This window comes from Methylobacterium hispanicum (assembly GCF_022179285.1).
GTDB lineage: Bacteria > Pseudomonadota > Alphaproteobacteria > Rhizobiales > Beijerinckiaceae > Methylobacterium > Methylobacterium hispanicum.
On record NZ_BPQO01000003.1, the window covers coordinates 15,391 to 38,402 of the forward strand.

A 23,012-nucleotide genomic window follows, 5' to 3' on the forward strand; every position below is an offset into this window, starting at 1 on the left:
GGGGAGGGGCTCGGCCCTCGTCGTCGCGCCGTCATCCCCCTGTCAGACGGTTGCGCTCTGTCTCGCCGGCCCCATCCGCCGGCGAGAGAGCCCGATGTCCCCTCCCCTCACCCGCCGCCGCGTCCTGGCGACGGCCGCCGCCCTCACCCTCGCCCGGCCGGCGATCAGCCGCGCCGCCGACCGGCCCGCGCTCAGCCACGGGCTGCAATCGGGCGACGTCTCGGGCGACGGGGCGGTCGTCTGGGCCCGGGCCGACCGGCCGTCACGCGCCGTCATCGCGTGGGCGACGACCGAGAGCTTCCGGGACATCCGCGGCGGCGTCTTCGTCGACGCCCTCCCCGAGAGCGACCTCACCGTGAAGACGGCCCTGCAGGGGCTGCCCCCCGACCAGGACATCCACTACCGGGTCCGCCTGCAGAATCTGGCCGAGCCGACGATCCTGGGCGAGCCCATCACCGGCCGCTTCCGCAGCGCCCCGGCGCTGGCGCGGGACGTCAGCTTCTGCTGGTCGGGCGACACCGCGGGCCAGGGCTGGGGCATCGACGAATCCCGCGGCGGCATGACGATCTACGCCGCGATCGCCCGGAACCGTCCGGACTTCTTCCTGCATTCCGGCGACACGATCTACGCCGACGGGCCGATCCAGGCGGAGGTGCGGCTCCCCGACGGCGGCCTCTGGCGCAACCTTGTCACCGAGGAGAAGGCCAAGCCCGCCGAGACGCTCAGTGAGTTCCGCGGCGCCTACAAGTACAACCTCCTCGACCGCAACGTCCTCGCCATGAACCGCGAGATCCCGATCCTGGCGCAGTGGGACGACCACGAGGTCACCAACAACTGGTGGCCGGGCGAGCGGCTGACCCGGGCCGAGCACCGCCGCAAGGGCTACGCGGACGCCAACAGCCTCGTGCTGGCCGCCCGGGCCACCCGTGCCTTCCACGAGTACATGCCGATGCGCTTCGAGCCGGCCGAGCCGGGGCGCGTCTACCGCCGCGTCTCGTACGGGCCGCATCTCGACCTGTTCCTGCTCGACATGCGCAGCTACCGCGGCCCCAACGGCGCCAACGACGAGACCGAGCCGAGCGCCCGCACCCAGTTCCTCGGGCCCGCCCAGCTCGCCTGGCTGAAGCGGGCGCTGAAGGCCTCGCGCGCCACCTGGAAGGCGATCGCCGCCGACATGCCGCTCGGGCTCGTCGTCACGTACGACACCGATGCAAGATTCGGCTCGGAAGGCGTGGCGCAGGGCGACGGGCCGCCGCTCGGGCGGGAACTCGAGATCGCGGACCTGCTGCGCTTCATCCGCGACCAGGACATCCGCAACACGGTCTGGTTTACCGCGGACGTGCACTACACGGCGGCGCACCACTACGACCCGAGCCGGGCCCGCTTCCAAGAGTTCGCGCCGTTCTGGGAGTTCGTCTCGGGCCCGCTCCACGCCGGCACCTTCGGGCCGGCGGCGCTCGACGACACGTTCGGGCCGCAGCTGCGCTTCGTGAAGGCGCCGCCGGCCGGGCGCCAGAACCTCTCGCCGGCCGAGGGCTACCAGTTCTTCGGCCACGTCGCGATCGCGGGCGCCACCGGCCAGATGACCGTGACGCTGAAGGACGCCGCCGACACGGACCTGTGGCGGACGGTGCTCGACCCGGCGTGAGACGCGCCGATGGATCCCCTCTCCCCGCGCGCGGGGAGAGGGGAACCCCCGTATCCGCGCGGTCCACAGGAAGCGGTGTCAGGCCGCAGCCGGCCGCCCCCCGGCCGAGCGGCCCATCGCCACCAGCAGCCCCGAGATCGTCAAGAGATCGCAGGTCAGGCCGAAGGCCGAGCCGACCAGCAGGTTGTGGCCGGCCCAGGCCAGCGAGGCCCCGAGGAACAGGCGGCGCATGGCGCCGGCCTCCGTCTGCAGCCGGGCGCGGGTGGCGAGCAGCGCGCCGATGCCGGCGCAGGCCGAGGGCCAGCCGTTCCAGGTCGCGGCGGTCAGGCCGAGCACCGCCACGAAGCCGAGCCCGAAGAACGGCACGAACCAGGCCGGGCGCCGCGCCCGCCCGCCGAACCGGGCTGCGGCGAGGCTCTGCGCCACCGAGATCACGCACATCGCGGTGCCCGTATGGGCGCCGAGCCGCAGGAAGTGCAGCGCGAAGCTCGCCGCGCAGGCGGCGGAGGCGATGAGGATCGCCTCCCGGCGCGGCATCATCCCGGCCGCGAAGCCGAGGAGGAGGCCCAGCGCCCCGAAGATGTCGAGATGGCCCGAAACGGTCTCGGCCAGGGCGAGGACAGTGTCGCGAAGGACTTCATGCGACAGGACGACTTGGGACGACATGGTGGGCTCTTGCGGCGCCGGATCTGCACTGTGACGAGACCCGAGCCGCTAGGCCCGCATGGTAACCGGTTCGTTAACGGGGCCCGCGGCGACGGGCCGGTGTGGCGCCCGTGCCGCGCCCGGCCGTGCATTTGCCGGACACAATCGCCTAAACAGGGAACTGGCGCGTTCCTGGCGCACGCCCCCTTGAGCCCGACCCCCGAGGAAGCCGGCCCACCTTGCGTATCGACGACACCGCCCTTCCCGGCCCCGCCCCGATCGGGGCCGCGCCGGACCAGCCCCCCGCAATGCCTCGGGAAGCCGCGCTCGCCATGCCGGTGCAGGATCTGGCGCGCTTCGATGCCGCCACGGTCCGCCGCCCGGTGGGGCGGCACGCCGCGCCCTGGGGCGCCCGGATCCTCGTCTTCGGCGGGGCGCTGGCGCTCACCGCCTATGGCGGCTGGCAGATGTACGAGACGGTCGCGGTGTCGGGCAGCCCGACGATCCTGCAGCTCGTCCTCGTGGCGCTCTTCCTCCTCACCTTCTCCTGGATCGCGCTCGCCTTCACCAGCGCGGTGCTGGGCTTCGGGGTGCTGCTGCGCAAGCGCGCCCCGCCCCCGGCGCCGACGGCGCTCGCCGGCCGCACCGCCGTCCTGATGCCCGTCTACAACGAGGCCACCGCCCGCACCTTCGCGGGGCTTGAGGCGATGCACGAATCCGTCGCGGCCACCGGGCTCGGCGCCGCCTTCGACTGGTTCGTGCTCTCGGACTCGACCCAACCCGACGCCTGGATCGCCGAGGAGCGCGCCTTCCTGGGCCTGCGCGACCGGCTCGGGCCCGACGCGCGCCTCTACTACCGGCACCGGCCGAAGAACCACCACCGCAAGGCCGGCAACATCGCCGACTTCGTCACCCGCTGGGGCGGGGCCTACGACCACATGCTGGTGCTCGATGCCGACAGCCTGCTCACCGGCGACTGCGTGGTGCGGCTCGCCGCCGCCATGGAGGCGGACCCGGATGCCGGCATCGTCCAGTCGCTGCCGCTCATCATCAACCGCAACACCCTGTTCGCGCGCCTCCAGCAATTCGCCGCCCGCATCTACGGGCCGGTGATCGCGGTCGGGCTCTCGGCGTGGTCGGGGCGCGACGGCAACTACTGGGGCCACAACGCCATCATCCGCACCCGGGCCTTCGCGGAGGCCTGCGGCCTGCCGGACCTCGCCGGCCGCCCGCCCTTCGGCGGCCACGTGCTGAGCCACGACTTCGTCGAGGCGGCGCTGATCCGGCGCGCGGGCTGGGCCGTCACCATGCTGCCGACGCTGCCGGGCTCCTACGAGGAGAGCCCGCCCTCGCTGATCGACGTGGCGGTGCGCGACCGGCGCTGGGCGCAAGGCAATCTCCAGCACAGCCGCATCATCGGCGCGGCCGGGCTGCACTTCGCCTCGCGCCAGCACTTCGCCACGGGCATCGCCGGCTACGTCGCCTCGCCGCTCTGGCTCTGCCAGCTCCTCGTCGGCATCGCGCTGGTGCTGCAGACGGCCTACGCCAAGCCCGAATACTTCCCGCAAGGCTTGGCGCTCTACCCGGTCTTCCCGCGCTTCGACCCGGTGCGCGCGCTCAAGCTCTTCGGGCTGACCATGGGCGTCCTGCTGGCGCCCAAGGTCCTGGGGCTGGTCCTCGCCCTGCTGAACGCCGAGCTGCGCCGGGCCTGCGGCGGCGCGGGCCGCCTCGTCGCCTCCTGCGCCCTCGAGATCCTGCTCTCGGCGCTGATCGCGCCGGTGGCCATGCTGATCCAGTCGGGCTCGGTCGCGGGCATCCTGCTCGGGCGCGACACCGGCTGGAACCCGCAGCGGCGCGACGACGGCTCGATCCCGCTCCGCGACATCGTCAGGCGCCACCGCTGGCACACCCTGCTCGGGCTGGTGGCGGGGGTGGCGGCCTTCGCCATCGCCACCTCGCTCTTCCTCTGGATGTCGCCGACGATCCTCGGCCTCGTGCTGGCGATCCCGATCTCCTGGGCGAGCGGGCAGCTCGCCTACGGCCTCGCCCTGAAGCGGCGCGGCCTCCTCGTGACGCCGGAGGAGCGCGATCCCCCCGCCGTCGCCCTGCGGGCCGGGGAACTCGCCGCCCGGAACGCCGAGGCCGGCCTCGACGAGGCCGACGCGCTCCACGCGCTCCATGCCGAGCCGGCGCTCGCCGAGGCCCATGCCGGGATGCTGGTGCCGCCCGCGCCCCGCCCGCGCGGGCGGATCGAGCCGGACCGCGTGCTGGCCGAGGCCAAGCTCGGAGAGGCCGAGAGCTTGGCCGAAGCGGCCTCCTGGCTGGGCCCGAAGGAGCGCATGGCGCTGCTGCACGACCCCGCCCTCGTCGCCCGGCTCGCGCGCCTGCCGCGGGAGGCGGGCGCGTCCTGAGGGGGGATGGCCGCGCCGTCTCAGGGCGCCGCCCTGAGAACCCGCCCAAGGGCCACAGGGCCCTCCGGGATCCCCCGAAGCCTCAGGGCGCGTAGGCGCGGGCGCGGGCCGGCAGCAGGGCGGGGCCGGCCAGGGGCTCGGCCGCCAGGGTGCCGGCCGGCAGGTCCGGCTCGTCGGAGCGCAGCGCGCGCACCGCGAGGTCGTCCCAGGGGCCGGCGAGGTCGAAGAGCGGGCCGGGCCGCGCGCCGGCCGCGCGCGGGCTCAGCTCGGCGCGCGCCCGCAGGGAGCGGTCGGAGAGCGAGAACCCGCCGCGCAGCGCCGCGGTCAGGGTCTGGGCCTGCAGCGTGGCCTCGCCGATCTCGCCGGCCCCGTCCGCGAAGCGGACCGAGAGGTTGACCCGCTCGAAGGGCGTGCGCCCGTTGCGGCGGGCGAGCGCGCCCGCGGCGACGCCGCCGTTGCGCTGGATCACGTCGGCGAGGTCGAGCCCGACGAGGGTTCCGCGATCGACCGAGACGGCGGCCCGGCCGCTCAGCCGCGCCATCAGCGCGGCGAGGTCGCGGCCGCGGCTCTCCAGGGCGAGATGCCCCTGCCCCTGGCCCTGCATCCAGCGCGGGGCGCCGAGATCGGCGAGCAGCGCGCCGAGATCGGCCCGGTCGAGCGCTCCTTGCGCCTTCAGCTCGGTCTCGGCCGGGTCCGCCTCGGCGGGCGCGAGCGCGACCCGGCCCTTCAGCGTGCCGCCCTGCAGGCCGGCCCGGTTCAGGGCGAGTTCCATCGCGCCGTCGCGCACCAGCACGCTGGCTGCGACGTCCTCGAGGGCGACCGGGCCGAGCCGGGCCGCGGCGGCCGAGAGCCTGAGGTCGAGATCGCCCCCCGTATAGGGCGCCAGCGCGACCGGTGCGCCCGCGCCGCCCTCCAGCGCCTCGGCGACCGGGGCGACCAGGGGGCCGAGATCCAGGCTCTCGGCGGCGAGCGTCGCCTGCACGGCGGTGCGCGCCGCTCCGATATTCACCGCGCCCGCGCCGTCGAGCACGTTCTGGCCGAGGCTGACGCGCAGCCGCGGCAGCATCACTGCCGGTCCTTCGGTCTCGAAGCGGCCCTCCAGCGCGAAGCTCCGGGCGAAGGGCAGCAGCGCCGCGTCGCGGCCGAGGGCGGCGAGCAGGCGGGGCAGCGCGCGCGTCTCCAGCCGGCCCTCCCCGGCGAGCCGCAGCCCGTCCGCGAACCGGGCCTGCCCGTCCGCCGAGAGGGATCCGGCGCCCCAGGCGAGGCGGGCGGAGAACGGCGAGAGGCCGCCCGAGGCGAGGTCGGCCGGGTGCAGGTCCGTCAGCGCGAGCCGGACGGCCTCGCCCTCCCAGGTGAAGCTGGCCTGGGCCTCGGCGGCGGCGCGCCAGGCCGGCCAGGCGATGTCGAGATCGAGGTCCCGCAGCACGACCCGGCCGTCGAGGGCCGCGCGGTGCAGGACGACCCGGTGCGGGTGGCCGCCCCAGCCGGCCCGGCTCCGCTCGGCCAGGCGCCGCAGGGGACCGGCCCAGCGCGCGTCGTCCGCGCCCTCGGGCAGGTGCAGGCGGGCGTCGTCGAGGCTGAGGCTGCCGATGCCGATCCGGCCGCCGAGCAAGGCGCGCGGCAGGGTGAGGGGATCCAGCACGAGCGAGAGGCGGCCGCCCTCCGCGAGCGGCAGGCCCGCCGCCTCGCTGAAGCGCACGCCGCGCAGGTCGAGGCGCGGCAGGGGCAGGAGGCGCACGCTCGCCGGCCCGCTCGCGGCGAGAGCCACCCCGTAGGCGTCGAGATCGGCCGCGACCAGGCGCAGGGCCGTGTCCGTCCCGATGCTCCAGGGCATCGCGCCCGCGATGCAGCCGAGGGCGAGCGCGGTCGCCGCCAGGGTTGGCCAGCGGGCGGAGAGCGGGGCGGGGATCGGGCGGTGCGGCGACATCGCGCTCCGGGCTTGCAGGATCGGCCGGATCGGCCGGGTACGGTGCCCGTTTCAGGCCGCCCCCAGCCGTCACGGTTCGCCCGCTCGTGAAGATGGCCATAGCCCCTTCGGTGCGCTTTGTCTGCCGGGCCGTCGCGGCAAAGCGTTGGCTGAGCCTTGGCCGAGCCTTGGCGGATCCGTGGCGGATCCGTGGCGGCGGCATGGTCCTTGTGAGCCCGGCGGAGGCCGGCATGCCGTGCCGGGCTGGACCCGCCGCACGGAATCGGGGACAGCATGGGATCTCAGGCGCCCGCCTCGCGGCCGCGCCGCCGGGAGGGTGTTCGAATGAAGAAAGTCTACGCGGATCCGACGAGCGCGCTGGCGGGGCTCCTGCGCGACGACATGACCATCATGTGCGGCGGCTTCGGCCTGTGCGGGATCCCCGACGAGCTGATCGAGGCGGTGCGCGCCTCCGGGGTCAAGGGCCTGACGGTCGTCTCCAACAATGCCGGCATCGACGGCGTCGGCCTCGGCAAGCTCCTGGAGACCCGGCAGGTCGCCAAGATGATCTCCTCCTACGTCGGCGAGAACAAGGAGTTCGCCCGGCAGTTCCTGGCCGGCGAGCTGGAGATCGAGTTCAACCCGCAGGGCACGCTCGCCGAGCGCATCCGCGCTGGAGGGGCAGGCATCCCGGCCTTCTTCACCAAGACCGGCGTCGGCACCAAGGTCGCCGAGGACAAGGAGGTGCGGGAGTTCGACGGCGAGCACTACGTGATGGAGCGCGGCCTGTTCGCGGATCTGGCGCTGGTGCACGCCTACCGGGGCGACACCGAGGGCAACCTCGCCTACCGGCTCACCGCGCGCAACTTCAACCCGATGATGGCCACCGCCGCCAAGGTCACGGTCGCGCAGGTCGAGCACCTCGTCGAGCCGGGTGAGATCGACGCCGAGAACATCCACACGCCCGGCATCTTCGTGAAGCGCATCGTGCACGTGCCGGTGCGCGAGAAGCGCATCGAGCAGCGCACCACCCGCAAGCGCGCGGACGCCGCCCCGGCGGCCGCCGGCGGCGGCGCCGTCTGAGCCCGAACATCCCCGGCCGCGAGGCCGCTAGCGCGACGGCGCGCCGCCGCCCGTGCGGCGGACGGCGCGGTCGCGAAGAGAACGCGCCACACAGGAGATATCTCATCATGGCCTGGACCCGCGAGCAGATGGCGGCGCGCGCCGCGCGTGAGCTGGAGGACGGCTTCTACGTGAACCTCGGCATCGGCATCCCGACGCTGGTGTCGAACTACATTCCGGACGGCATGTCGGTGCAGCTGCAATCCGAGAACGGCATGCTCGGCATGGGCCCCTTCCCGTACGAGGGCGAGGAGGATCCGGACCTGATCAACGCCGGCAAGCAGACCATCACGGCGCTGCCGACGACGAGCTACTTCTCGTCGGCCGATTCCTTCGGGATGATCCGGGGCGGGCACATCAACCTGTCGATCCTCGGCGCCATGCAGGTCGCCGAGAACGGGGACCTCGCCAACTGGATGATCCCCGGCAAGATGGTGAAGGGCATGGGCGGCGCCATGGACCTCGTGGCGGGCGTCAAGCGCGTCGTGGTGGTGATGGAGCACGTCGCCAAGAACAAGGACGGCTCGGAGAGCGCCAAGCTCCTGAAGGCCTGCGACCTGCCGCTCACCGGCACGCACGTGGTCGACATGGTGATCACGGATCTCGGCGTCTTCACCATCGACAAGCGGGGGGACGGCGGCATGACGCTGATCGAGCTCGCCGACGGCGTCACCGAGGAGGAGGTGCGGGCCAAGACCGAGGCCGCCTACACGGTGGCGCTGAGCTGAGACCGCGCGAAACGCCCCCTCCCCCCTCTGCGGGGGAGGGTGGCCCTCGCGTCAGCGAGGGTCGGTCGGGACGTAGGCCCGCAGAGAGGGGTGAGCGCTTCAGGCACGGGCTCTGCCCTGCATGAAGGCCGCGCCTCGACCTGAAGCCGGGGCCCCTCTCCCGTCACCCTTCGGGTGCCACCCTCCCCCGCAGAGGGGGGAGGGAGAGCGTCGCGGTTACGGATCGAGCCCCTCGGCCTTGCGCCTGGCCGCCCGCAGCTTCTCGATGCGCGCGACCGAGAGCACCGAGGCCTCGTAGAGCAGCAGCATCGGCAGCGCGAGCGAGAGCTGGGAGATCACGTCGGGCGGGGTCAGAACCGCGGCGGCGACGAACACCAGCACGATGGCGTAGCGGCGCTTCTCGCGCAGGAAGGCCGCGTCGATCACGCCGATCTGTCCCAGCAGGGTCAGGATCACCGGCAGCTGGAAGGCGAGGCCGAAGGCGAAGATCAGCGTCATGATCAGCGAGAGGTACTCGTCGACCTTCGGCAGCAGCTTGATCGTGGCCTCGCCCGGCTGCCCGATCTGCTGCAGCGAGACCGAGAACTGGATCAGCAGCGGCATCGCCAGGAAGTAGACCACCAGCGCGCCGAGGATGAAGAAGACCGGCGTCGCCACGAGGTAGGGCAGGAAGGCCCGCCGCTCGTTGCGGTAGAGGCCCGGCGCCACGAAGGCGTAGATCTGCGTGGCGATGATCGGGAAGGCCAGGAAGCCGCCGCCGAACACGCTGAGCTTGATGTTGGTGAAGACCTGCTCGAGGAAGTGCGTCGCGATCAGCTCGGCGTTCTGCGCCCCCACGATCGAGACGTAGGGGTGCACCAGGATGTTGTAGATCTGGCGCGAGAAGAAGAAGCACCCGAAGAACATCACCACGAAGGCGATCAGCGACTTGATCAGCCGCGCACGCAGCTCGATCAGGTGTTCGAGCAGCGGGGCCCGCGAGGCCTCGATCTCGGCTTCGTCCGCCTCGTCGATCATCTGTCGGCCTCCGGCCGAACAGCGGCCTCCGGCCGATGGCCTTGCGCGGGCGGGGCGAGGGGATCGGCAGGCGAGCCCGGGAGGGGAAGCGGCGCCTCCGGCGGGGTCTCTGCCAGCATCTCGGGCTTCATCTCCTGCGGCCGGGGGACGTCGTAGCGGCCGCGCTCCGGCGGCGGCGCCTCGGCCGCCTTGAGCTGGGCGGTGGCCGCGGCCAGCGCGCCGGGCGCCGGCGCCTCGGTGCCGTTCGTCCCGCGCGCCTCGACCGCACCCTTGATCTCGTCGCGGATGGTCTGGACCGGGTTGAAGCCGCCGCCCGCGCCCTTGACCGTGTTGCGGATGCCGTCGACCTCGCGGCGGACCTCGTCGAGCTCGGCCTCGCGGATCGCCTCGTTGAACTGCATCTGGAACTCGCCGGCCATGCGGCGCAGCTTGGTCGTGATCTGCCCGACGGTGCGCAGCGCCTTCGGCAGATCCTTCGGCCCGATGACGATGAGGGCGACGCCGCCGATCAGCATCACCTCGCCCCAACTCATGTCAAACATGTGCTTGCCGACCTTGCCGACGGTCCCGCTGCTCGGGCGCCCAGAACCCGGGACGCCCCGGTTGGGCCTCGCGCGAAGCCCTATGGGACGTCGCGCCGAGGTCCTGCCGGGAGGGGCTTACACCACTTCGCGGCCGGCGGAAGCCCGATCCCGGATCAGGGGCGGATCAGACGGGCTTGCGCTCGCCGGCCGGCAGGTGGCTCGCCGGGACGGCGGTGCCGGGGCTGGTCTCGGCAGCGTGCGGGATGGTGCGCACGGGCTCGGCCGGCGCCACCGGGGCGGCCGGGGGCTGGGCGGGCGTCTCGTCGTCGGCCATGCCCTTCTTGAAGGCCTTGATGCCCTTGGCGACGTCGCCCATCAGGTCCGACACCTTGCCGCGTCCGAACAGCAGCATCACGATGACGGCGACGACGACCCAGTGCCAGATACTCATGCTGCCCATGGCAACCTCCTGCGCCGCGGGCGGAACCCCGTGCCGCGCGGCGACCGAACGCGTAATCGTAAGATCGCGCCGAACCTAGGGACGGGCCGGCCCGAACACAAGGCACGGGCGGCCCCGTGTCACGCGACGCGCGGCGGCGCATCGCCCGTCGCTTCCGGCCGCCGCCCGTGCGAAGAGGCCGCCCGTACGCTTGCCCGGGGACGACACGCATGGCCACGCTCGAACCCGCGTCCCGCGACGCGCCCCGTCCCGCGCCCCCGCCCGTGACCCTGGGGCAGGCCGTCCCGGTCTGGGCGCGCGTCGCCGCCCTCTCCTTCGGCGGACCGGCCGGCCAGATCGCGGTGATGCACCGGGTGCTCGTCGAGGAGCGGCGCTGGATCTCGGAGGCGCGCTTCCTGCACGCGCTGAACTTCTGCACGCTGCTGCCGGGGCCGGAGGCGCAGCAGCTCGCCACCTATGTGGGCTGGCTGATGCACGGCGCGCGCGGCGGGCTCGTCGCGGGCGGGCTGTTCGTGCTGCCTGGCCTCGTCGCCATCATGGCCTTGAGCTGGATCTACGTGCTCTACGGGCAGGCCGGGCCGGTCGCCGGACTGTTCTTCGGGCTGAAGGCGGCGGTGCTGGCGGTGGTGGCGGAGGCGGTGCTGCGCATCGGCCGCCGGGCGCTGCGCGGCCCTGCCCTGGCTGGGCTGGCCGCCGCCGCCTTCGCGGCGCTCTTCCTCCTCGACGTGCCCTTCCCGCTCGTCGTGCTGGCGGCCGGGATCCTCGGCTATCTGGGCACCCGGACCGGGTTGATGGCCTTCCGCGGCGGCGGCCACGGGGAGGCCGCGCCCGACGCGGGCGGACCCTACCTGCTCGGCGACGGTGCGACCCCGCGGGAGCGCGTCGCGCCCGGCCGGACGCTGCGCGTGGTGGCGGCCTGGGGCGCGGCCTGGCTCGTGCCGGTCGCCGCCATCCTCCTCGCGCTCGGGCCCGGCGACGTGTTCGGCCAGATCGCGCTGTTCTTCTCCAAGATGGCGCTGGTGACCTTCGGGGGCGCCTACGCGGTGCTCTCCTACGTCGCCCAGCAGGCGGTGGAGCATTACGGCTGGCTGAGGCCCGGCGAGATGCTGGACGGGCTCGGCATGGCCGAGACCACGCCCGGCCCGCTCATCATGGTCACGCAGTTCGTAGGCTTCCTCGCCGCCTACCGGGCGCCGGGCGCGCTGCCGCCGCTGCTGGCCGGCACGCTCGGGGGCCTGCTCACCACCTGGGTCACCTTCGCGCCCTGCTTTCTCTGGATCTTCGCGGGCGCCCCTTACGTCGAGCGCCTGCGCGGCAACCGGGCGCTCTCGGGCGCGCTCGCGGCCATCACCGCGGCGGTGGTGGGGGTGATCCTCAACCTCGCGGTCTGGTTCGCCCTGCACACGCTGTTCGGCGCGCTACGCGCGGTCCGCCTCGGGCCCCTGCGGCTCGACCTGCCGGTCTGGTCGAGCCTCGATCCCTACGCCCTGGCGCTGGCGCTGGCCGCGATGCTCGCCCTGTTCCGCTTCAAGCTCGGGGTGCCAACGGTGCTCGCCGCCTGCGCCGCGGCCGGCCTTGCCCTGCGGGTCCTCGGACTGGTCTGATCCCGGGATCCCGAAGGGTGGACCACCCTTCGGCGGGGTTCGGGGCGGCGCCCCGCAATCGGCTTCGCCGAACGACCAGGGCCAGAATCGGGACCCTTGCCTGGACCCGCGAGAGGTCTCGACCTCTCGACTCCGGGACGGGCCGCTCAGCGGTGCGCGAGGTAGTAGGACAGGGCCGTGATGTCGTCCTCCGACAGGCCCTGCGCCACCTCGTTCATTGCCGGATCGTAGCCGGCCCGGGCGCCCGACTTGTAGGCGCGCAAGGTCGCCAGCAGGTAGTCCTCGCGCTGGGCGCCGACGCGCGGGATCTGGTCCTGGCCGGCGAGATCCGCCCCGTGGCAGGAGCCGCACTGGTGCTTGGCGGCGAGCGCCCTGGCCGCCTCCATCCGGGCCGGGTCGGGATTCGGCTCCGGCTTCGGCGCCGGCAGCTTGGCGACCGCATCGCCCAGCGTGCGCAGGTCGTCGTCCGAGAGCCCCTCGGCCATCGCGTTCATCGGGTCGGCGACCCGCTGCCGCTCGCGGAACAGGTAGAGCTGCGTGACGACGTAGTCCGCCGGCATCGCGCCGAGCGAGGGCACGCCGGGATTGGCCGAGGTTCCGCTCTCGCCGTGGCAGGCAAGGCAGGCCGGCAGCCGCTCGGCCGCGCTCTCGGCGTTGGCCGGCGCGGTGAGGAGGGCGAGGAGGCAGAGGGCGGACGGCGCGAGAGGGCGCATGGGTCAGGGTCCTGTGTTGATGCGGCGGCGTCGCCTCGTCGCGCTCCCTCCCCCGCAGAGGGGGGAGGGAGCGCGCGTGCGCCTCAGCGCGCCGCGCTGATGCGGTAGACCGCGCCGTTGTAGTCGTCCGAGACGAGGAGCGCGCCGTCACGCGCCACCAGCACGTCCACGGGCCGGCCGACATAGCGGTTGTCCTGCAGGAAGCCGGTCAGGAAGGGCTCCAGGCTCGCCATCTTGCCGTCGGTCCCGAGACGCGCCACGACCACGTCGCCGCCGAGCTTCTGCGTCTTGTTCCACGAGCCGTGGCGGGCGATGAAGATCGCGTTCCTGTAGGCCTGCGGGAACTGCTCGCCCGTGTAGAAGCGCATGCCGAGCGCCGCGGTGTGCGGCCCGAGGAGGCCCGCCGGCGCCGTGAACTCCGCGCAGGAGCGGCCCCAGCCGTATTCCGGGTCGGTGAAGTTGCCCTGGTGGCAGAACGGGTAGCCGAAATGCTGCTTGCCCGGCTCCGAAAGCACGTTCAGCTCGTCGTTCGGGATGTCCTCCGAGACCCAGTCGCGGCCGTTGTCGGTGAAGGTGAGGTTCTTCGTCTGCGGGTTCCAGTCGAAGCCCACCGTGTTGCGCACGCCGCGGGCCACCACCTCGACGTTCTTGCCGTCGAGGTCCATCCGGCGGATCTGGGCGTGGGTGTCGGGCGGGTTCAGGATGTTGCCCGGCGCGCCCACCGGCACGTAGAGCTTCTCGTCCGGCCCGATCGCGATGAACTTCCAGCCGTGCGCCTCGTCCTTCGGGAAGTCGTCGCTGACGAGGACGGGCTTGCCCGGCGCGTCGAGGTTGTTCTCGATGTCGTCGAAGCGCCAGATCTTCGAGAGCTCGGCGACGTAGAGCGCGCCCTTGTGGAAGACGACGCCGTTCGGCCGGTGCAGGCCGGTGGCGATCACCTTCACCTCCTGCTTCCCGTCCACGGTGCGCACGGCGTAGACCCGGTCGAGCGAGCGGGTGCCGACGAAGAGCGTGCCCTTGTCGCCCTGCGCCAGCGAGCGGGCGTTGGCGAGCCCGCTGGCATAGACCTCGATCTTGAAGCCGTCCGGCACCTTCAGCTTGTCGAGGGGCAGGCGGGCGGCCGGCGTCGGCAGCGGCGGGCCGGCGATCGGGGCGAGCTTGGCGGCCTCGCCGCCCTCGGGCCGGCCGTAGAGGGCCGAGCCGCGGTCCTGGGCGGGCGCGGGGGCGGCGGCGGGCTTCGGCGCGGTGCCGTCCGTGCTGCCAGGCGTCGGCGTGCCGCTCGGCGCCTGCTGCGCCCCGGCGGGCCCGAGGGGCAGGAGCAGTCCGGCCAGAAGCAGTCCGGTCAGGCGTGCGGAACGCGGCATCGATGGCGTCTCCTCTTGTGCGGCAATGCCCGAGGCCTCCCATCCCGCGCCGGGCCTTACAACCCCAGGACTGGTAAATTCACGTCGTGATTGTGTCTCTCTGTCACCTGCGCACAGGCGAGGCGCCCCGGGCGGAGCTTGGCGGCACCGGCCGGCTCCGGCATCGTCGCGGCCGGCACAGCGGGGCGTTTCAAGGATCCGTCTAAAGATCCGCGCTGGCGTTCGGGAGGTTGCGCGTGGTTCTGAGACGTCTGGTGTCGGCGCTCGCCCTGGTGGGGCTCGCCTCCGCTTCCCTGGCGCAGGAGGCGCCGCAGCCCCCGCCCCAGCCGTTGCCGCGGGCTGACCCGGCCGCGATGGGCTTCTCGCCCGAGCGCCTCGCCCGCATCGGCACGGTGCTCGACCGCGAGGTGGCGGAGGGCCGGATGCCCGGCGCCGTCCTGATCATCGCCCGCGAGGGCCGGGTCGTGTTCCACGAGGCCTACGGCTTCCGCGACAAGGCGGCCGGCGCGCCGATGCCGCGGGACGCGCTGTTCAACATCGCCTCGATGACGAAGCCGATGACGGCGGTCGCGGTGCTGGGGCTGGCCGAGCGCGGCGACCTCGTCCTCGACGATCCCGTGAGCGCCTACCTGCCGGGCCGCTTCGCCGACCAGCGGGTCGCGAGCCTCGACCTCGCGGGCAAGCTCGCCGGCACGGTGCCGGCCGCGCGGCCGGTCTCGCTGCGCGACCTCCTCACCCACACCTCGGGCCTCGTCTACGGCGGGCGCGGCACCACGGAGGTGCACCGGATGCTGCCCGCCGGCAGCGTCGCGGCGGCCAAGGACCTCGACGGCGACCGGTTCCTCGACGCGCTCCAGGCCGCGCCCCTGCTGCACCAGCCGGGCACGGTCTGGGATTACGGCTTCGGCCTCGACGTCGCCGGCCTCGTGGTCGAGCGCCTGACCGGCCGCACGCTCGACGCCTACCTCGCCGAGACCGTGTTCGGCCCGCTCGGCATGCGCGACACCGGCTTCGTGATCCCGCCCGGATCCGCGGACCGCTACGCCCGCGCGCTCCCCGAGGATCCGGCGACCGGCAAGCCGCAGGTTCTGGAGCCCGACGCGACCCGGCCGACCCGGTTCGCCTGCGGCGGCGGCTGCGCCGTGTCGAGCGCGGAGGATTACCTGCGCTTCGCCCTGGCGCTGATGAACGAGGGCGAGCTCGGCGGGCGCCGGGTCCTGAGCCCCGTCTTCACCCGCGCCATGCTCACCGACCAGCTCGGTCCCGGCGTGCGCAACCTCATCGGCAACGCCGACCCGACCCGGGCCGATTACGGCTTCGGGCTCGGGCTCGCGGTGCGCACCCGGCCCGGGGTGGTGCGGCTCCTCGGCTCGGTCGGCGACTTCTCTTGGCCGGGCTCCAGCGGCACGAACTGGTGGGTCGATCCGGGCCGCAAGCTCGCCGTGGTGTTCATGGCCCACACGCCGGGCACCGCCCGCTGGCGCTACCGCTACCTGATCAACAGCCTCGTCTATCAGGCCCTGGAGCGGTAGGGGCCCCGTCCGGTCCCGACTCAGGGCCCGGTCGCAGCGCGTCGAGATCGGGCCGGAGCACCACGCTCTCCTGCTCGTTCGGGTCGGTGCGGGCGATCACCGCGGTGCAGGGCTCGGTCGGGCTCGGGTTGTAGGGCAGGTGCGGCACACCGGCCGGGATGTAGAAGAAATCTCCCGGCGCCATCGTGGCGTGGTGCTCCAGCCGCTCCCCGTACCAGCAGCCGGAGGTGCCGCCGAGCGCGTAGATCGCGGTCTCGTGGTCGGCGTGCAGGTGGGCCCGGGCGCGGGCGCCGGGCGGGATCGTCACGAGCTGGAGATGGATGCCCCGCGCGCCGACGCTCTCGGCCGAGATGCCGACCGCGTAGTCGAGCCCCTGCTTGCCCGTGAAGGTCGCCCCGGCCCGGACGAGGCGGCAGCCCGGCGACCCGGACCGGGGGGCGCCGCCCCCGGGCGGGACCGCGTCCCCGGGCGCGGCGGGCGGCTCGTGCGCGATACGGTTCATGATCCCCTCCTCGCGGTCCCGGGGGTGCCCCGGCGTAGGGATGATGCGCCCGTCGGCGCGTGCGGGGAAGCGGGCGCGGTCGTCGTCGGGCACGGTCGTCGTCGGGCATGGGTCCGGCAGCGGGCGTCGGCCGTGCCCGCGAGGCCTCGCGAGGCCTCGCGAGGTCGTGCCGGACGGGCGCGCGCGAAGGTGCACCGGAGGCCGGCGCATCGGGCTGAATCCGGATTTCCTCCGCGGCCAAGCTGAAACCATCGGCAGGCACGCACATTTCTTGAGGCAATCTGTCACAAGACGGAGCCTCGCGCTGGCGCGTCCGGAGGATGTGCACTCGGCTCCGGTTCGAGACCGGAAGCGGCGGGGAAGGCGTCGCTCCGGAAGGAGCTTTCATGCGCCACTGCGCCAGCCTGAGCCCGAACCGATCGAGCACCACCAGCGATCCGCGTCTGAACGGCATCGGCCACGCCCTGGAGGCGCTTTACGCGCCCGTGCTGCAGGCGGGGCTGCCGGAGGCCTGGCTGCACCTGCTGGATCGGGACGGCGCGACGCGCGGCGGAGAGACGGAGAGAGGCGATGGGGGTGGATCGGCGGGAGAACCGGCGGGCGGGCCAGGGTCCGTCGCCCAGAATCACTCAAACCACTATCACTCACACCGCCATCACCCACACCGCCCCGCTGGCGCTCGTCGTCGATGAGAGCCCGGCCGCCCGGGACCGGGCCGCGCTCCTGCTGGCGGAGACCGATCTCGACCCGATCACCTGCGCCAGCGGCGAGGCGGCGGTGGCCGTGCTGCGGCGCTGCGGCGACGACGTCGCCCTGGTCCTGACCGGCGCCAGCCTGTCGGGCGTGATGGACGGCCCCCGGCTCGCGCGGGCGGTCGGCCGGCACTGGCCCGGGATCCACCTCGTGGTGGGCCGGGACGAGGCCTGCACCCTGCCCCCGGAGGCGGTGCGCCTGCACCGGCCCTGGCTGCCCCTCGACCTCCTGGTCCAGGCCCATCGGGCCGTCCGCGCGGCGCGCGGCCGGAGCCGTTCCCGGATCCCCCGCGACCGGCTCTTGGTTCGCGTCGTCGCATGATGGTGTCGGGAAACCGGCGTCCCCTTCCCCGCATCATGCGTTCGGCCCGCTCCGGGCGGCTTCCATCCTAGCCGCCCGCCTTCACCCGGCGGCACTCCGTCTTGAGGTAGGCGGTCCGGCCGATCTCCTCGCGCAGGTCCGTGCGGGCGATGATCTCCTGCCAGCCGCTGGTGCAGCCGAGCTCGTTGGCGACCTTCACCTTGCGCACCTCGATGGCCCGGTCGTCGGTGCACTCGGCCTGCGCGAGCCCGTTGGCGCAGACCAGCACCACGGCGATGAAGCTGTTCATGGGGCCTTCCTCCCGGCCGCGTCCGTTCTCAAGGCGGCTCTTGTTCCCGGGAAGCTAGCGCCGCGGCGGTACCGGGCGAGCGGGCGGCCCGCGGCACGCGCCCGCAGCCCTGTCCCTCACCCGACCTCCACGACGAGATCCGGCCTGAAGGTCCGGCCCTCGACCGGGTTCGCCACCCAGCGGCAGCGCCCGAGCCGCATGTCGTGGCCGGCGTGGAAATGGCCCGAGATCCAGAGGTCCGGGCGCTCCGCCTCGGGCAGGTCGTCCAGCACGGTGGTGGCGTAGAAGGCCGGCACCCACCAGGGCACGCCGGGCGCCTCCCGGTAGGCGTCGGCTGCGCGCGGGCTCGCCGGGTGGTGGGTGATCGCGACCGTGGGGCCGTCATGCGGCCGCGCCAGCCCCGCCAGCAGGTCGGCGCGCTCGGCCGCGTGGGCCCGCATCGCGTCCGCCGGCTGCCAGGGCGTGCCGTCGGCGTTGCGGATGGAGCCCAGATACTCGCGCGAGCCCGTGACCGGGTCGGTCATCCGCGCGGCGGCGTAGGCGACCGGATCCTGCGGCCGCTCGGGCGCGTCGGAACCGAGCCAGCGCCCGGCGAGCGACCAGTCGCTCCACAGGGTCGCGCCGACGAAGCGCACCCCGTCGATCACGCAGGCGCCGCCCCGCTGCAGCAGGTGGATGCGGGCCCCCGCCCCGTTCAGGCGCACGACCTCCGCCTCCAGCGCCGCCAGGAGCTGGGGCGCGGTCCGGCCGTCGCCGGTCGGGGCGTAGCGCTCGTGGTTGCCCGGCACCAGCACGACCGGGCGCCCCCGCGCGAGGTCGAGGAGGGCGGCGAGCCCGCGCTCGGGATGGCCCTCGTGGAGGTCGCCCGCGCAGGCCAGCACGTCGAAGGGGGCGGTGGGCGCCGGGATCAGCTCCGGCCGGCGCCGCTCGAGATGCAGGTCGGAGATCGGGAAGAGGCGCATCCTACGCTCCTCCGGCCGCACGCGCGGCCCGCCGCTCGGCCCGGGCCGCCCGGAAGACGTCGCCGGCCGCGTCCGCGTTGATCACCGCGATGCCCGCCGCCGCGACGAGATCCGGCCAGGGCGAGGCCCAGAACACGGTGACGAGGCCGGCCGCGATGATGGCGAGGTTGGCGTAGGCGTCGTTGCGCGCCGAGAGGTAGGCCGCCCGGGTCAGGCTGCCCGAGCCGTGCCGGTGGCGCGCCAGCATCAGCGCGCAGGCGAGGTTGACCGCGAGCGCCCCGAGGCCGGTCAGCGTGAGCGGCAGCGGCGCCGGGGCGGTGAAGTCCGCGAGCTTGTCCCAGGCGGCCCAGGCGGTGGCGAGCGCCGGCACCAGGAGGATGAAGGCCATCACCGTGCCGAGCCGGGCGCGGTTGGCCGCCGACCAGCCCAGCCCCGCGAAGATCAGCAGGTTGATCGCCGCGTCCTCCAGGAAATCGAGGCTGTCGGCGATGAGCGCCACCGAGCCGATGGCGAGCGCCACCGCGATCTCGATCCCGAAATAGCCGAGGTTCAGCGCCGCCACGCGGGCGACGACGGGGCGGAGCGCGGGGGTGGGGGCGGGCTTCGGCACGGGCGGGTCCCTGGAACCGGCGCCTCTTGGCCGATGCGGCCCGGCCTGTCGAGGGCGTCGGTGCGGCGCACACCCCGCGGCCTTCGGTCCCGGCCCGCGATGCGCCAGCCGCGCCGCTCGGCCGGCGCCACCTCACGGTTCGACCGCGCGATCCGCCCCGCCCGCCGCGCCCGCCCCGGCGGGCGGCGCGCCGTCCTGGAACCTGCGGGCGGCCATGGACAGGGCGGCGTGGACCCGCGGGTCGCGCTGCGAGAGCGGCATCGACCAGTGCCCGGGCAGGGCGATGTCCGCCGGCACCCGGATGGACACCGCGGGTCCGCGCGCCGGGGCCGCCGCGCGGGGCGGGGGCGCCGCGTCGGCGGGCGGGCTGCGCGCGGGGCGGCGCAGGCCCGCGACCGCGAAGGCGCCGAGCGCCGTCACGAGGCAGCCCGAGGCCGTCGCGATGCGCTCCGGGCTCGGGGTCTCGCCGAGCATCAGGGCGGCGAGACCCGTCACCGCGAGGGTGGCGCCGATACGTCCGGGCGAGAAAGGATCTGGGTCCTGCATGCAGACCCTTGTCCGATACGGCGATTGCGGGCTTGTGAAAGCGATCCGTCGAATTGGACCAAAGTCCGCTGCGGAGCTGCGTGGCCGGAGGCTGGATTCGCGACGGCAGCTGTGCGAGGCCAGCGTCAGGCGCCGACACGGGCGCGATCGTCTCAAGGGAGCCTGCCCGATGTTGCCCGAGCTGCGCGTTCTGTACTTCGAGGATCTGGAGGTCGGCCTCTCCGAGACCCTCTCGAAGGTGATCGCCTCCTCCGACGTGGTGGGCTTCGCCGAGATCACCGGCGACCGCAACCCGATCCACCTCTCCGAGCACTTCGCCGCGCGCACGCCATTCGGCACCCGCATCGCCCACGGGCTCTACACGGCCGGCCTGATCTCGGCGGTGCTCGGCACGCGCCTGCCCGGCCCCGGCGCCGTCTACATCAGCCAGACCCTGAACTTCCGCGCGCCCGTGCGCATCGGCGACACCGTGGACGTGACCGTCGAGGTCGCCGAACTGGTGCCCGAGCGCCGCCGCGCCCGTCTCAAATGCACCTGCGCGGTCGCGGGCGAGATCGTGCTCGACGGCGAGGCCCTGGTGAAGGTGCCGACCCGGGCCGAGGCCGACCCGCTGGCCAGCCGCCAGAAAGCGTGACCGGTCCCATGCAGGGCGCCGCCCTGCACCCGCCAGAGGCCTCGGCCTCTGGACACCGGGACTGATGAGCCCCGTGACGCCCGTCGCGATCGTCGATCCGGCCGACCCGCGGCTCGCGCCCTACGCGGCCATGCGCGAGCGCGACCTCGTCGGCCGCCAGGGCCGCTTCATCGTGGAGGGCGAGGTCACGCTGCGGCTGATGGCGTCGGCCCGCGCCCGCTTCCGGACCGAATCCGTGCTGCTGGCGCCCGAGCGCTGGCCGGGGCTCGCGGACGTGCTGGGCCGCCTCGGCGCGCCGGTCTACCTCGCGGGCAAGCCCGTGATGAGCGCGGTTGCGGGCTTCCCCATCCACCGCGGCGTGCTGGCGGTGGGGCTCGCCGGCCCGGCGCCGGAGCCCGCCGCGCTCGTGCCGCAGCCCCCCGCCCCGGCCCTGGTGCTGGGGCTCGCCGGGCTGACCAACCACGACAACGTCGGCGCCTGCCTGCGCAACGCCGCCGCCTTCGGGGCCGACGCGGTGCTCCTCGACGCCGCGAGCTGCGATCCGCTCTACCGCAAGGCGATCCGCGTCTCGGCGGGCGCCGCCCTGATCACGCCCTTCGCGCGCCTCCCCGCGGGGGCGGACTGGCTCGCGATCGCGCGATCCCTCGCCCTGGAGCCGCTGGCGCTGAGCCCCTCCGGCCGGGAGACGCTCGACGCCGCGCCGCCGCCGGCCCGCGCGCTCCTGCTGCTCGGGACCGAGGGGCCGGGCCTGCCCGCCGGCCTGATGGCCCGCGCCCGCACCCTGCGCATCCCGATGGCGTCGGGCTTCGACTCGCTCAACGTCGCGACCGCGGGCGCGCTCGCCCTGTCCCGGCTGGCCGGCGCGGCCGGCCGGCTGATTCCGGCTCCCGCGGCCGGTCCGGATCCGCGCGAAGACTGCTGAGACGCGGGCTTCGAGCCTGCACGCAGTCCTATCCAAGTCCCATCCATGTCCCATCCATGTCCCCATCCATTTCGGTGTAGGCGGCCGCGCGCGGCAAAAGGATGCAATTGCCGAATGCCGAATCATCTCTAGCTTGGCCGTATGCGGAGGGGTTACGGTGCGGCGGTCCCGACGCGGATCGTGCGCACGGGTTTGGGAGACGGGAGCGTTGCTTCACGCGGGAGACGGCATGCGGAGGCTCTCCGGACGCCGGGTCGTCATCGTCGGCGCGGGCCCCGGCGGCCTGGCCTCGGCCCTGCTGCTGGCGCGCGCGGGGCTCCACGTCACCCTGATCGAGCGGGACGCCCAGGTCGGCGGCCGCACGAAGACGGTCGAGGCGCCGGGCGGCTACCGCTTCGACATCGGACCGACCTTCTTCCTCTATCCGCAGATCCTGGCCGACATCTTCGAGAGCTGCGGCGAGCGGCTTGAGGACCATGTCCGGCTGGAGCGGCTCGACCCGCAGTATCACCTCGTCTTCGAGGGGCCTGACGGGGTCTCCGGCGAGATCCGCGCCACCGGCGACGTCGGGCGCCTGGAGGCGGAGATCGCCCGGATCGCCCCGGACGACGCCCCGAACGTCAGGACATTCTTCGCCGAGAACCGGACGAAGCTGCGCTTCTTCAAGCCGGTGCTGGAGCAGGCCTTCCACCGCTTCCGCAGCATGGCGAGTCCCGCGATGCTGGCGGCCCTGCCCTACCTCCACCCCGGCCGCAGCGTGGACAAGGATCTGCGGCGCTACTTCGCCGACCCGCGGGTGCGCCTCGCCTTCTCGTTCCAGACCAAGTACCTGGGCATGTCGCCCTTCCGCTGCCCCAGCCTGTTCACGATCCTCTCGTTCCTCGAATACGAGCACGGGGTCTACCACCCGGTCGGCGGCTGCGGCGCGGTCTCGGAGGCGATGGCCGGCTTGGCCCGCCGCATGGGCGTCGACATCCGCCTGAACACGAGCGTCGAGCGGGTGCTGTTCGAGGGCAAGAAGGCGGTCGGCGTGGTGGCGGGCGGCGAGACGCTGCGGGCCGACGCCGTGATGATCAACGGCGACTTCGCCAAGGTTGTGCCGGAGCTGGTGCCCGAGGCGCGCCGCCCGCGCTGGCGCGACGCCAAGGTCGCCAAGGCCCGCCTCTCCTGCTCGACCTTCATGCTCTATCTCGGCATCGAGGGCCCGATGCCGGCGGCGCTCGGCCACCACACCATCCTGCTGGCCGACCAGTACGAGCGCAACATCCGGGAGATCACCGAAGGGGTGCTGCCGATGTGCCCTTCCGTCTACGTCCAGCACGCGGGCTTCACCGACGGCGGCATGGCGCCCCCCGGCCACACCGCCCTCTACGTGCTGGTGCCGGTGCCGAACCTGAAGGCCGGCATCGACTGGGCGGCGACCCGGGACAGCTACCGGGCCCTGGTGCTGGAGCGTCTGAAGCTCCTGGGCATCGAGAACCTCGAATCGCGCATCCGCTACGAGCGCGTGATCGACCCGACCCAGTGGCGCGACGACTTCGCGGTGCACGAGGGCGCCACCTTCAACCTCGCCCACGACCTGATGCAGATGCTCTGGTTCCGGCCCCACAACAAGTTCGGGCCCGGCCTCTACCTCGTCGGCGGCGGCACCCATCCGGGCTCGGGCCTGCCGGTGATCTACGAGGGCGCGCGCATCTCCGCCCGCCTGCTGATCGAGGACTTGCTCGGCGCCCGCGTGCCGGCGAGCGCCGGTCTGCCCGAGACGGCCCCGCTGGCCACCGGCGGCGAGGCCTCGTGAG

At 73.7% G+C, this 23,012-nt stretch carries 22 protein-coding genes; 10 read left to right on the forward strand and 12 right to left on the reverse strand.

The features are described from left to right. Positions 1-94: 94 nt before the first annotated feature. Positions 95-1,648: an alkaline phosphatase D family protein gene (locus tag MFF56_RS04050; protein WP_238229559.1), complete on the forward strand. Its 1,554-nt coding sequence runs from the start codon at positions 95-97 to the stop codon at positions 1,646-1,648. 78 nt (positions 1,649-1,726) lie between these two features. Here the strand turns inward: MFF56_RS04050 and MFF56_RS04055 are convergent, their stop codons facing one another. After that, positions 1,727-2,314, reverse strand: coding sequence for a YgjV family protein (locus MFF56_RS04055; RefSeq protein ID WP_082772889.1), 588 nt, complete (start codon positions 2,312-2,314; stop codon positions 1,727-1,729). Between the two features lie 257 nt (positions 2,315-2,571). Between MFF56_RS04055 and mdoH the strand changes: the two genes are divergently transcribed. Next, positions 2,572-4,704, forward strand: coding sequence for a glucans biosynthesis glucosyltransferase MdoH (mdoH, locus tag MFF56_RS04060; RefSeq protein ID WP_283207409.1), 2,133 nt, complete (start codon positions 2,572-2,574; stop codon positions 4,702-4,704). Between the two features lie 82 nt (positions 4,705-4,786). On the opposite strand, the gene MFF56_RS04065 is transcribed toward mdoH, so the two are convergent. Beyond that, complete coding sequence (locus MFF56_RS04065) at positions 4,787-6,631, reverse strand: AsmA family protein (protein WP_238229561.1); 1,845 nt, start codon at positions 6,629-6,631, stop codon at positions 4,787-4,789. Between the two features lie 324 nt (positions 6,632-6,955). On the opposite strand from MFF56_RS04065, the gene MFF56_RS04070 reads away from it, so the two are divergent. After that, complete coding sequence (locus MFF56_RS04070) at positions 6,956-7,693, forward strand: CoA transferase subunit A (RefSeq protein WP_066921538.1); 738 nt, start codon at positions 6,956-6,958, stop codon at positions 7,691-7,693. A 107-nt stretch (positions 7,694-7,800) separates the two neighbouring features. After that, positions 7,801-8,460: a 3-oxoacid CoA-transferase subunit B gene (locus MFF56_RS04075; RefSeq protein WP_238229562.1), complete on the forward strand. Its 660-nt coding sequence runs from the start codon at positions 7,801-7,803 to the stop codon at positions 8,458-8,460. A 216-nt stretch (positions 8,461-8,676) separates the two neighbouring features. Here the strand turns inward: MFF56_RS04075 and tatC are convergent, their stop codons facing one another. From tatC to MFF56_RS04090, 3 genes are all read right to left on the reverse strand, one after another. Then, positions 8,677-9,477: a twin-arginine translocase subunit TatC gene (tatC, locus tag MFF56_RS04080; protein ID WP_066926136.1), complete on the reverse strand. Its 801-nt coding sequence runs from the start codon at positions 9,475-9,477 to the stop codon at positions 8,677-8,679. Then, positions 9,474-10,019: a Sec-independent protein translocase protein TatB gene (tatB, locus tag MFF56_RS04085; protein ID WP_066926139.1), complete on the reverse strand. Its 546-nt coding sequence runs from the start codon at positions 10,017-10,019 to the stop codon at positions 9,474-9,476. The genes tatC and tatB overlap by 4 nt, the downstream gene beginning before the upstream one ends. Before the next feature lie 166 nt (positions 10,020-10,185). After that, the gene (locus tag MFF56_RS04090; protein ID WP_066926142.1) at positions 10,186-10,461 is read right to left on the reverse strand and encodes a twin-arginine translocase TatA/TatE family subunit; all 276 of its coding nucleotides are present in this window, start codon (positions 10,459-10,461) and stop codon (positions 10,186-10,188) included. A 209-nt stretch (positions 10,462-10,670) separates the two neighbouring features. Here MFF56_RS04090 and chrA point away from each other — a divergent pair, with 209 nt between their 5' ends. Then, positions 10,671-12,065 carry a chromate efflux transporter gene (chrA, locus tag MFF56_RS04095; protein WP_066926146.1) on the forward strand — a complete coding sequence of 465 codons (1,395 nt, stop codon included), beginning with the start codon at positions 10,671-10,673 and terminating at the stop codon, positions 12,063-12,065. A gap of 146 nt (positions 12,066-12,211) precedes the next feature. Here chrA and MFF56_RS04100 read toward each other — a convergent pair whose 3' ends face one another. Both MFF56_RS04100 and MFF56_RS04105 read right to left on the reverse strand, forming a co-directional pair. Continuing rightward, entirely contained in the window at positions 12,212-12,778 is a 567-nt protein-coding gene (locus tag MFF56_RS04100) for a c-type cytochrome (RefSeq protein ID WP_066926150.1), read from the reverse strand. 83 nt (positions 12,779-12,861) lie between these two features. Continuing rightward, positions 12,862-14,142: a PQQ-dependent sugar dehydrogenase gene (locus tag MFF56_RS04105; protein ID WP_238229563.1), complete on the reverse strand. Its 1,281-nt coding sequence runs from the start codon at positions 14,140-14,142 to the stop codon at positions 12,862-12,864. Between the two features lie 236 nt (positions 14,143-14,378). On the opposite strand from MFF56_RS04105, the gene MFF56_RS04110 reads away from it, so the two are divergent. Next, entirely contained in the window at positions 14,379-15,674 is a 1,296-nt protein-coding gene (locus MFF56_RS04110; RefSeq protein ID WP_238229564.1) for a serine hydrolase domain-containing protein, read from the forward strand. On the opposite strand, the gene MFF56_RS04115 is transcribed toward MFF56_RS04110, so the two are convergent. Next, complete coding sequence (locus MFF56_RS04115; protein WP_082773396.1) at positions 15,640-16,176, reverse strand: cupin domain-containing protein; 537 nt, start codon at positions 16,174-16,176, stop codon at positions 15,640-15,642. The two genes, MFF56_RS04110 and MFF56_RS04115, sit on opposite strands and share 35 nt — an antisense overlap. A gap of 570 nt (positions 16,177-16,746) precedes the next feature. On the opposite strand from MFF56_RS04115, the gene MFF56_RS04120 reads away from it, so the two are divergent. Further along, on the forward strand, positions 16,747-17,250 hold the full coding sequence (locus MFF56_RS04120; RefSeq protein WP_238229565.1) for a response regulator: 504 nt from the start codon (positions 16,747-16,749) through the stop codon (positions 17,248-17,250). A gap of 67 nt (positions 17,251-17,317) precedes the next feature. Here the strand turns inward: MFF56_RS04120 and MFF56_RS04125 are convergent, their stop codons facing one another. The 4 genes from MFF56_RS04125 to MFF56_RS04140 all read right to left on the reverse strand — a co-directional run bounded on the left by MFF56_RS04125 (position 17,318) and on the right by MFF56_RS04140 (position 19,657). Next, entirely contained in the window at positions 17,318-17,539 is a 222-nt protein-coding gene (locus tag MFF56_RS04125; RefSeq protein WP_066926666.1) for a hypothetical protein, read from the reverse strand. A 116-nt stretch (positions 17,540-17,655) separates the two neighbouring features. Further along, positions 17,656-18,501, reverse strand: a complete 846-nt coding sequence (locus MFF56_RS04130; RefSeq protein WP_066926664.1) for a metallophosphoesterase — start codon at positions 18,499-18,501, stop codon at positions 17,656-17,658. A 1-nt stretch (position 18,502) separates the two neighbouring features. Continuing rightward, positions 18,503-19,111, reverse strand: coding sequence for a cation efflux transmembrane domain-containing protein (locus MFF56_RS04135; protein WP_238229566.1), 609 nt, complete (start codon positions 19,109-19,111; stop codon positions 18,503-18,505). A 132-nt stretch (positions 19,112-19,243) separates the two neighbouring features. Next, a complete protein-coding gene (locus MFF56_RS04140) occupies positions 19,244-19,657 on the reverse strand; it encodes a hypothetical protein (protein ID WP_238229567.1) in 414 nt (137 codons plus the stop codon). A 169-nt stretch (positions 19,658-19,826) separates the two neighbouring features. Between MFF56_RS04140 and croR the strand changes: the two genes are divergently transcribed. The 3 genes from croR to MFF56_RS04155 all read left to right on the forward strand — a co-directional run bounded on the left by croR (position 19,827) and on the right by MFF56_RS04155 (position 23,011). Further along, a complete protein-coding gene (croR, locus tag MFF56_RS04145) occupies positions 19,827-20,291 on the forward strand; it encodes a 3-hydroxybutyryl-CoA dehydratase (protein WP_066918698.1) in 465 nt (154 codons plus the stop codon). Between the two features lie 64 nt (positions 20,292-20,355). Next, positions 20,356-21,213 carry a TrmH family RNA methyltransferase gene (locus MFF56_RS04150; RefSeq protein WP_238229568.1) on the forward strand — a complete coding sequence of 286 codons (858 nt, stop codon included), beginning with the start codon at positions 20,356-20,358 and terminating at the stop codon, positions 21,211-21,213. A 229-nt stretch (positions 21,214-21,442) separates the two neighbouring features. Continuing rightward, positions 21,443-23,011, forward strand: a complete 1,569-nt coding sequence (locus MFF56_RS04155; RefSeq protein ID WP_373324019.1) for a phytoene desaturase family protein — start codon at positions 21,443-21,445, stop codon at positions 23,009-23,011. Position 23,012 lies beyond the last annotated feature (1 nt).

Coding starts and splice junctions, on each gene's coding strand:
- MFF56_RS04120 (WP_238229565.1), top strand. CDS start 16,747: ATGGGGGTGGATCGGCGGGAGAACCGGCGGGCGGGCCAGGGTCCGTCG.
- croR (WP_066918698.1), top strand. CDS start 19,827: ATGTTGCCCGAGCTGCGCGTTCTGTACTTCGAGGATCTGGAGGTCGGC.
- MFF56_RS04070 (WP_066921538.1), top strand. CDS start 6,956: ATGAAGAAAGTCTACGCGGATCCGACGAGCGCGCTGGCGGGGCTCCTG.
- MFF56_RS04090 (WP_066926142.1), bottom strand. CDS start 10,461: ATGGGCAGCATGAGTATCTGGCACTGGGTCGTCGTCGCCGTCATCGTG.
- tatC (WP_066926136.1), bottom strand. CDS start 9,477: ATGATCGACGAGGCGGACGAAGCCGAGATCGAGGCCTCGCGGGCCCCG.
- MFF56_RS04130 (WP_066926664.1), bottom strand. CDS start 18,501: ATGCGCCTCTTCCCGATCTCCGACCTGCATCTCGAGCGGCGCCGGCCG.
- MFF56_RS04125 (WP_066926666.1), bottom strand. CDS start 17,539: ATGAACAGCTTCATCGCCGTGGTGCTGGTCTGCGCCAACGGGCTCGCG.
- chrA (WP_066926146.1), top strand. CDS start 10,671: ATGGCCACGCTCGAACCCGCGTCCCGCGACGCGCCCCGTCCCGCGCCC.
- MFF56_RS04150 (WP_238229568.1), top strand. CDS start 20,356: ATGAGCCCCGTGACGCCCGTCGCGATCGTCGATCCGGCCGACCCGCGG.
- MFF56_RS04050 (WP_238229559.1), top strand. CDS start 95: ATGTCCCCTCCCCTCACCCGCCGCCGCGTCCTGGCGACGGCCGCCGCC.
- MFF56_RS04065 (WP_238229561.1), bottom strand. CDS start 6,631: ATGTCGCCGCACCGCCCGATCCCCGCCCCGCTCTCCGCCCGCTGGCCA.
- MFF56_RS04075 (WP_238229562.1), top strand. CDS start 7,801: ATGGCCTGGACCCGCGAGCAGATGGCGGCGCGCGCCGCGCGTGAGCTG.
- MFF56_RS04100 (WP_066926150.1), bottom strand. CDS start 12,778: ATGCGCCCTCTCGCGCCGTCCGCCCTCTGCCTCCTCGCCCTCCTCACC.
- MFF56_RS04105 (WP_238229563.1), bottom strand. CDS start 14,142: ATGCCGCGTTCCGCACGCCTGACCGGACTGCTTCTGGCCGGACTGCTC.
- MFF56_RS04155 (WP_373324019.1), top strand. CDS start 21,443: ATGCGGAGGCTCTCCGGACGCCGGGTCGTCATCGTCGGCGCGGGCCCC.
- MFF56_RS04115 (WP_082773396.1), bottom strand. CDS start 16,176: ATGAACCGTATCGCGCACGAGCCGCCCGCCGCGCCCGGGGACGCGGTC.
- MFF56_RS04140 (WP_238229567.1), bottom strand. CDS start 19,657: ATGCAGGACCCAGATCCTTTCTCGCCCGGACGTATCGGCGCCACCCTC.
- tatB (WP_066926139.1), bottom strand. CDS start 10,019: ATGTTTGACATGAGTTGGGGCGAGGTGATGCTGATCGGCGGCGTCGCC.
- MFF56_RS04055 (WP_082772889.1), bottom strand. CDS start 2,314: ATGTCGTCCCAAGTCGTCCTGTCGCATGAAGTCCTTCGCGACACTGTC.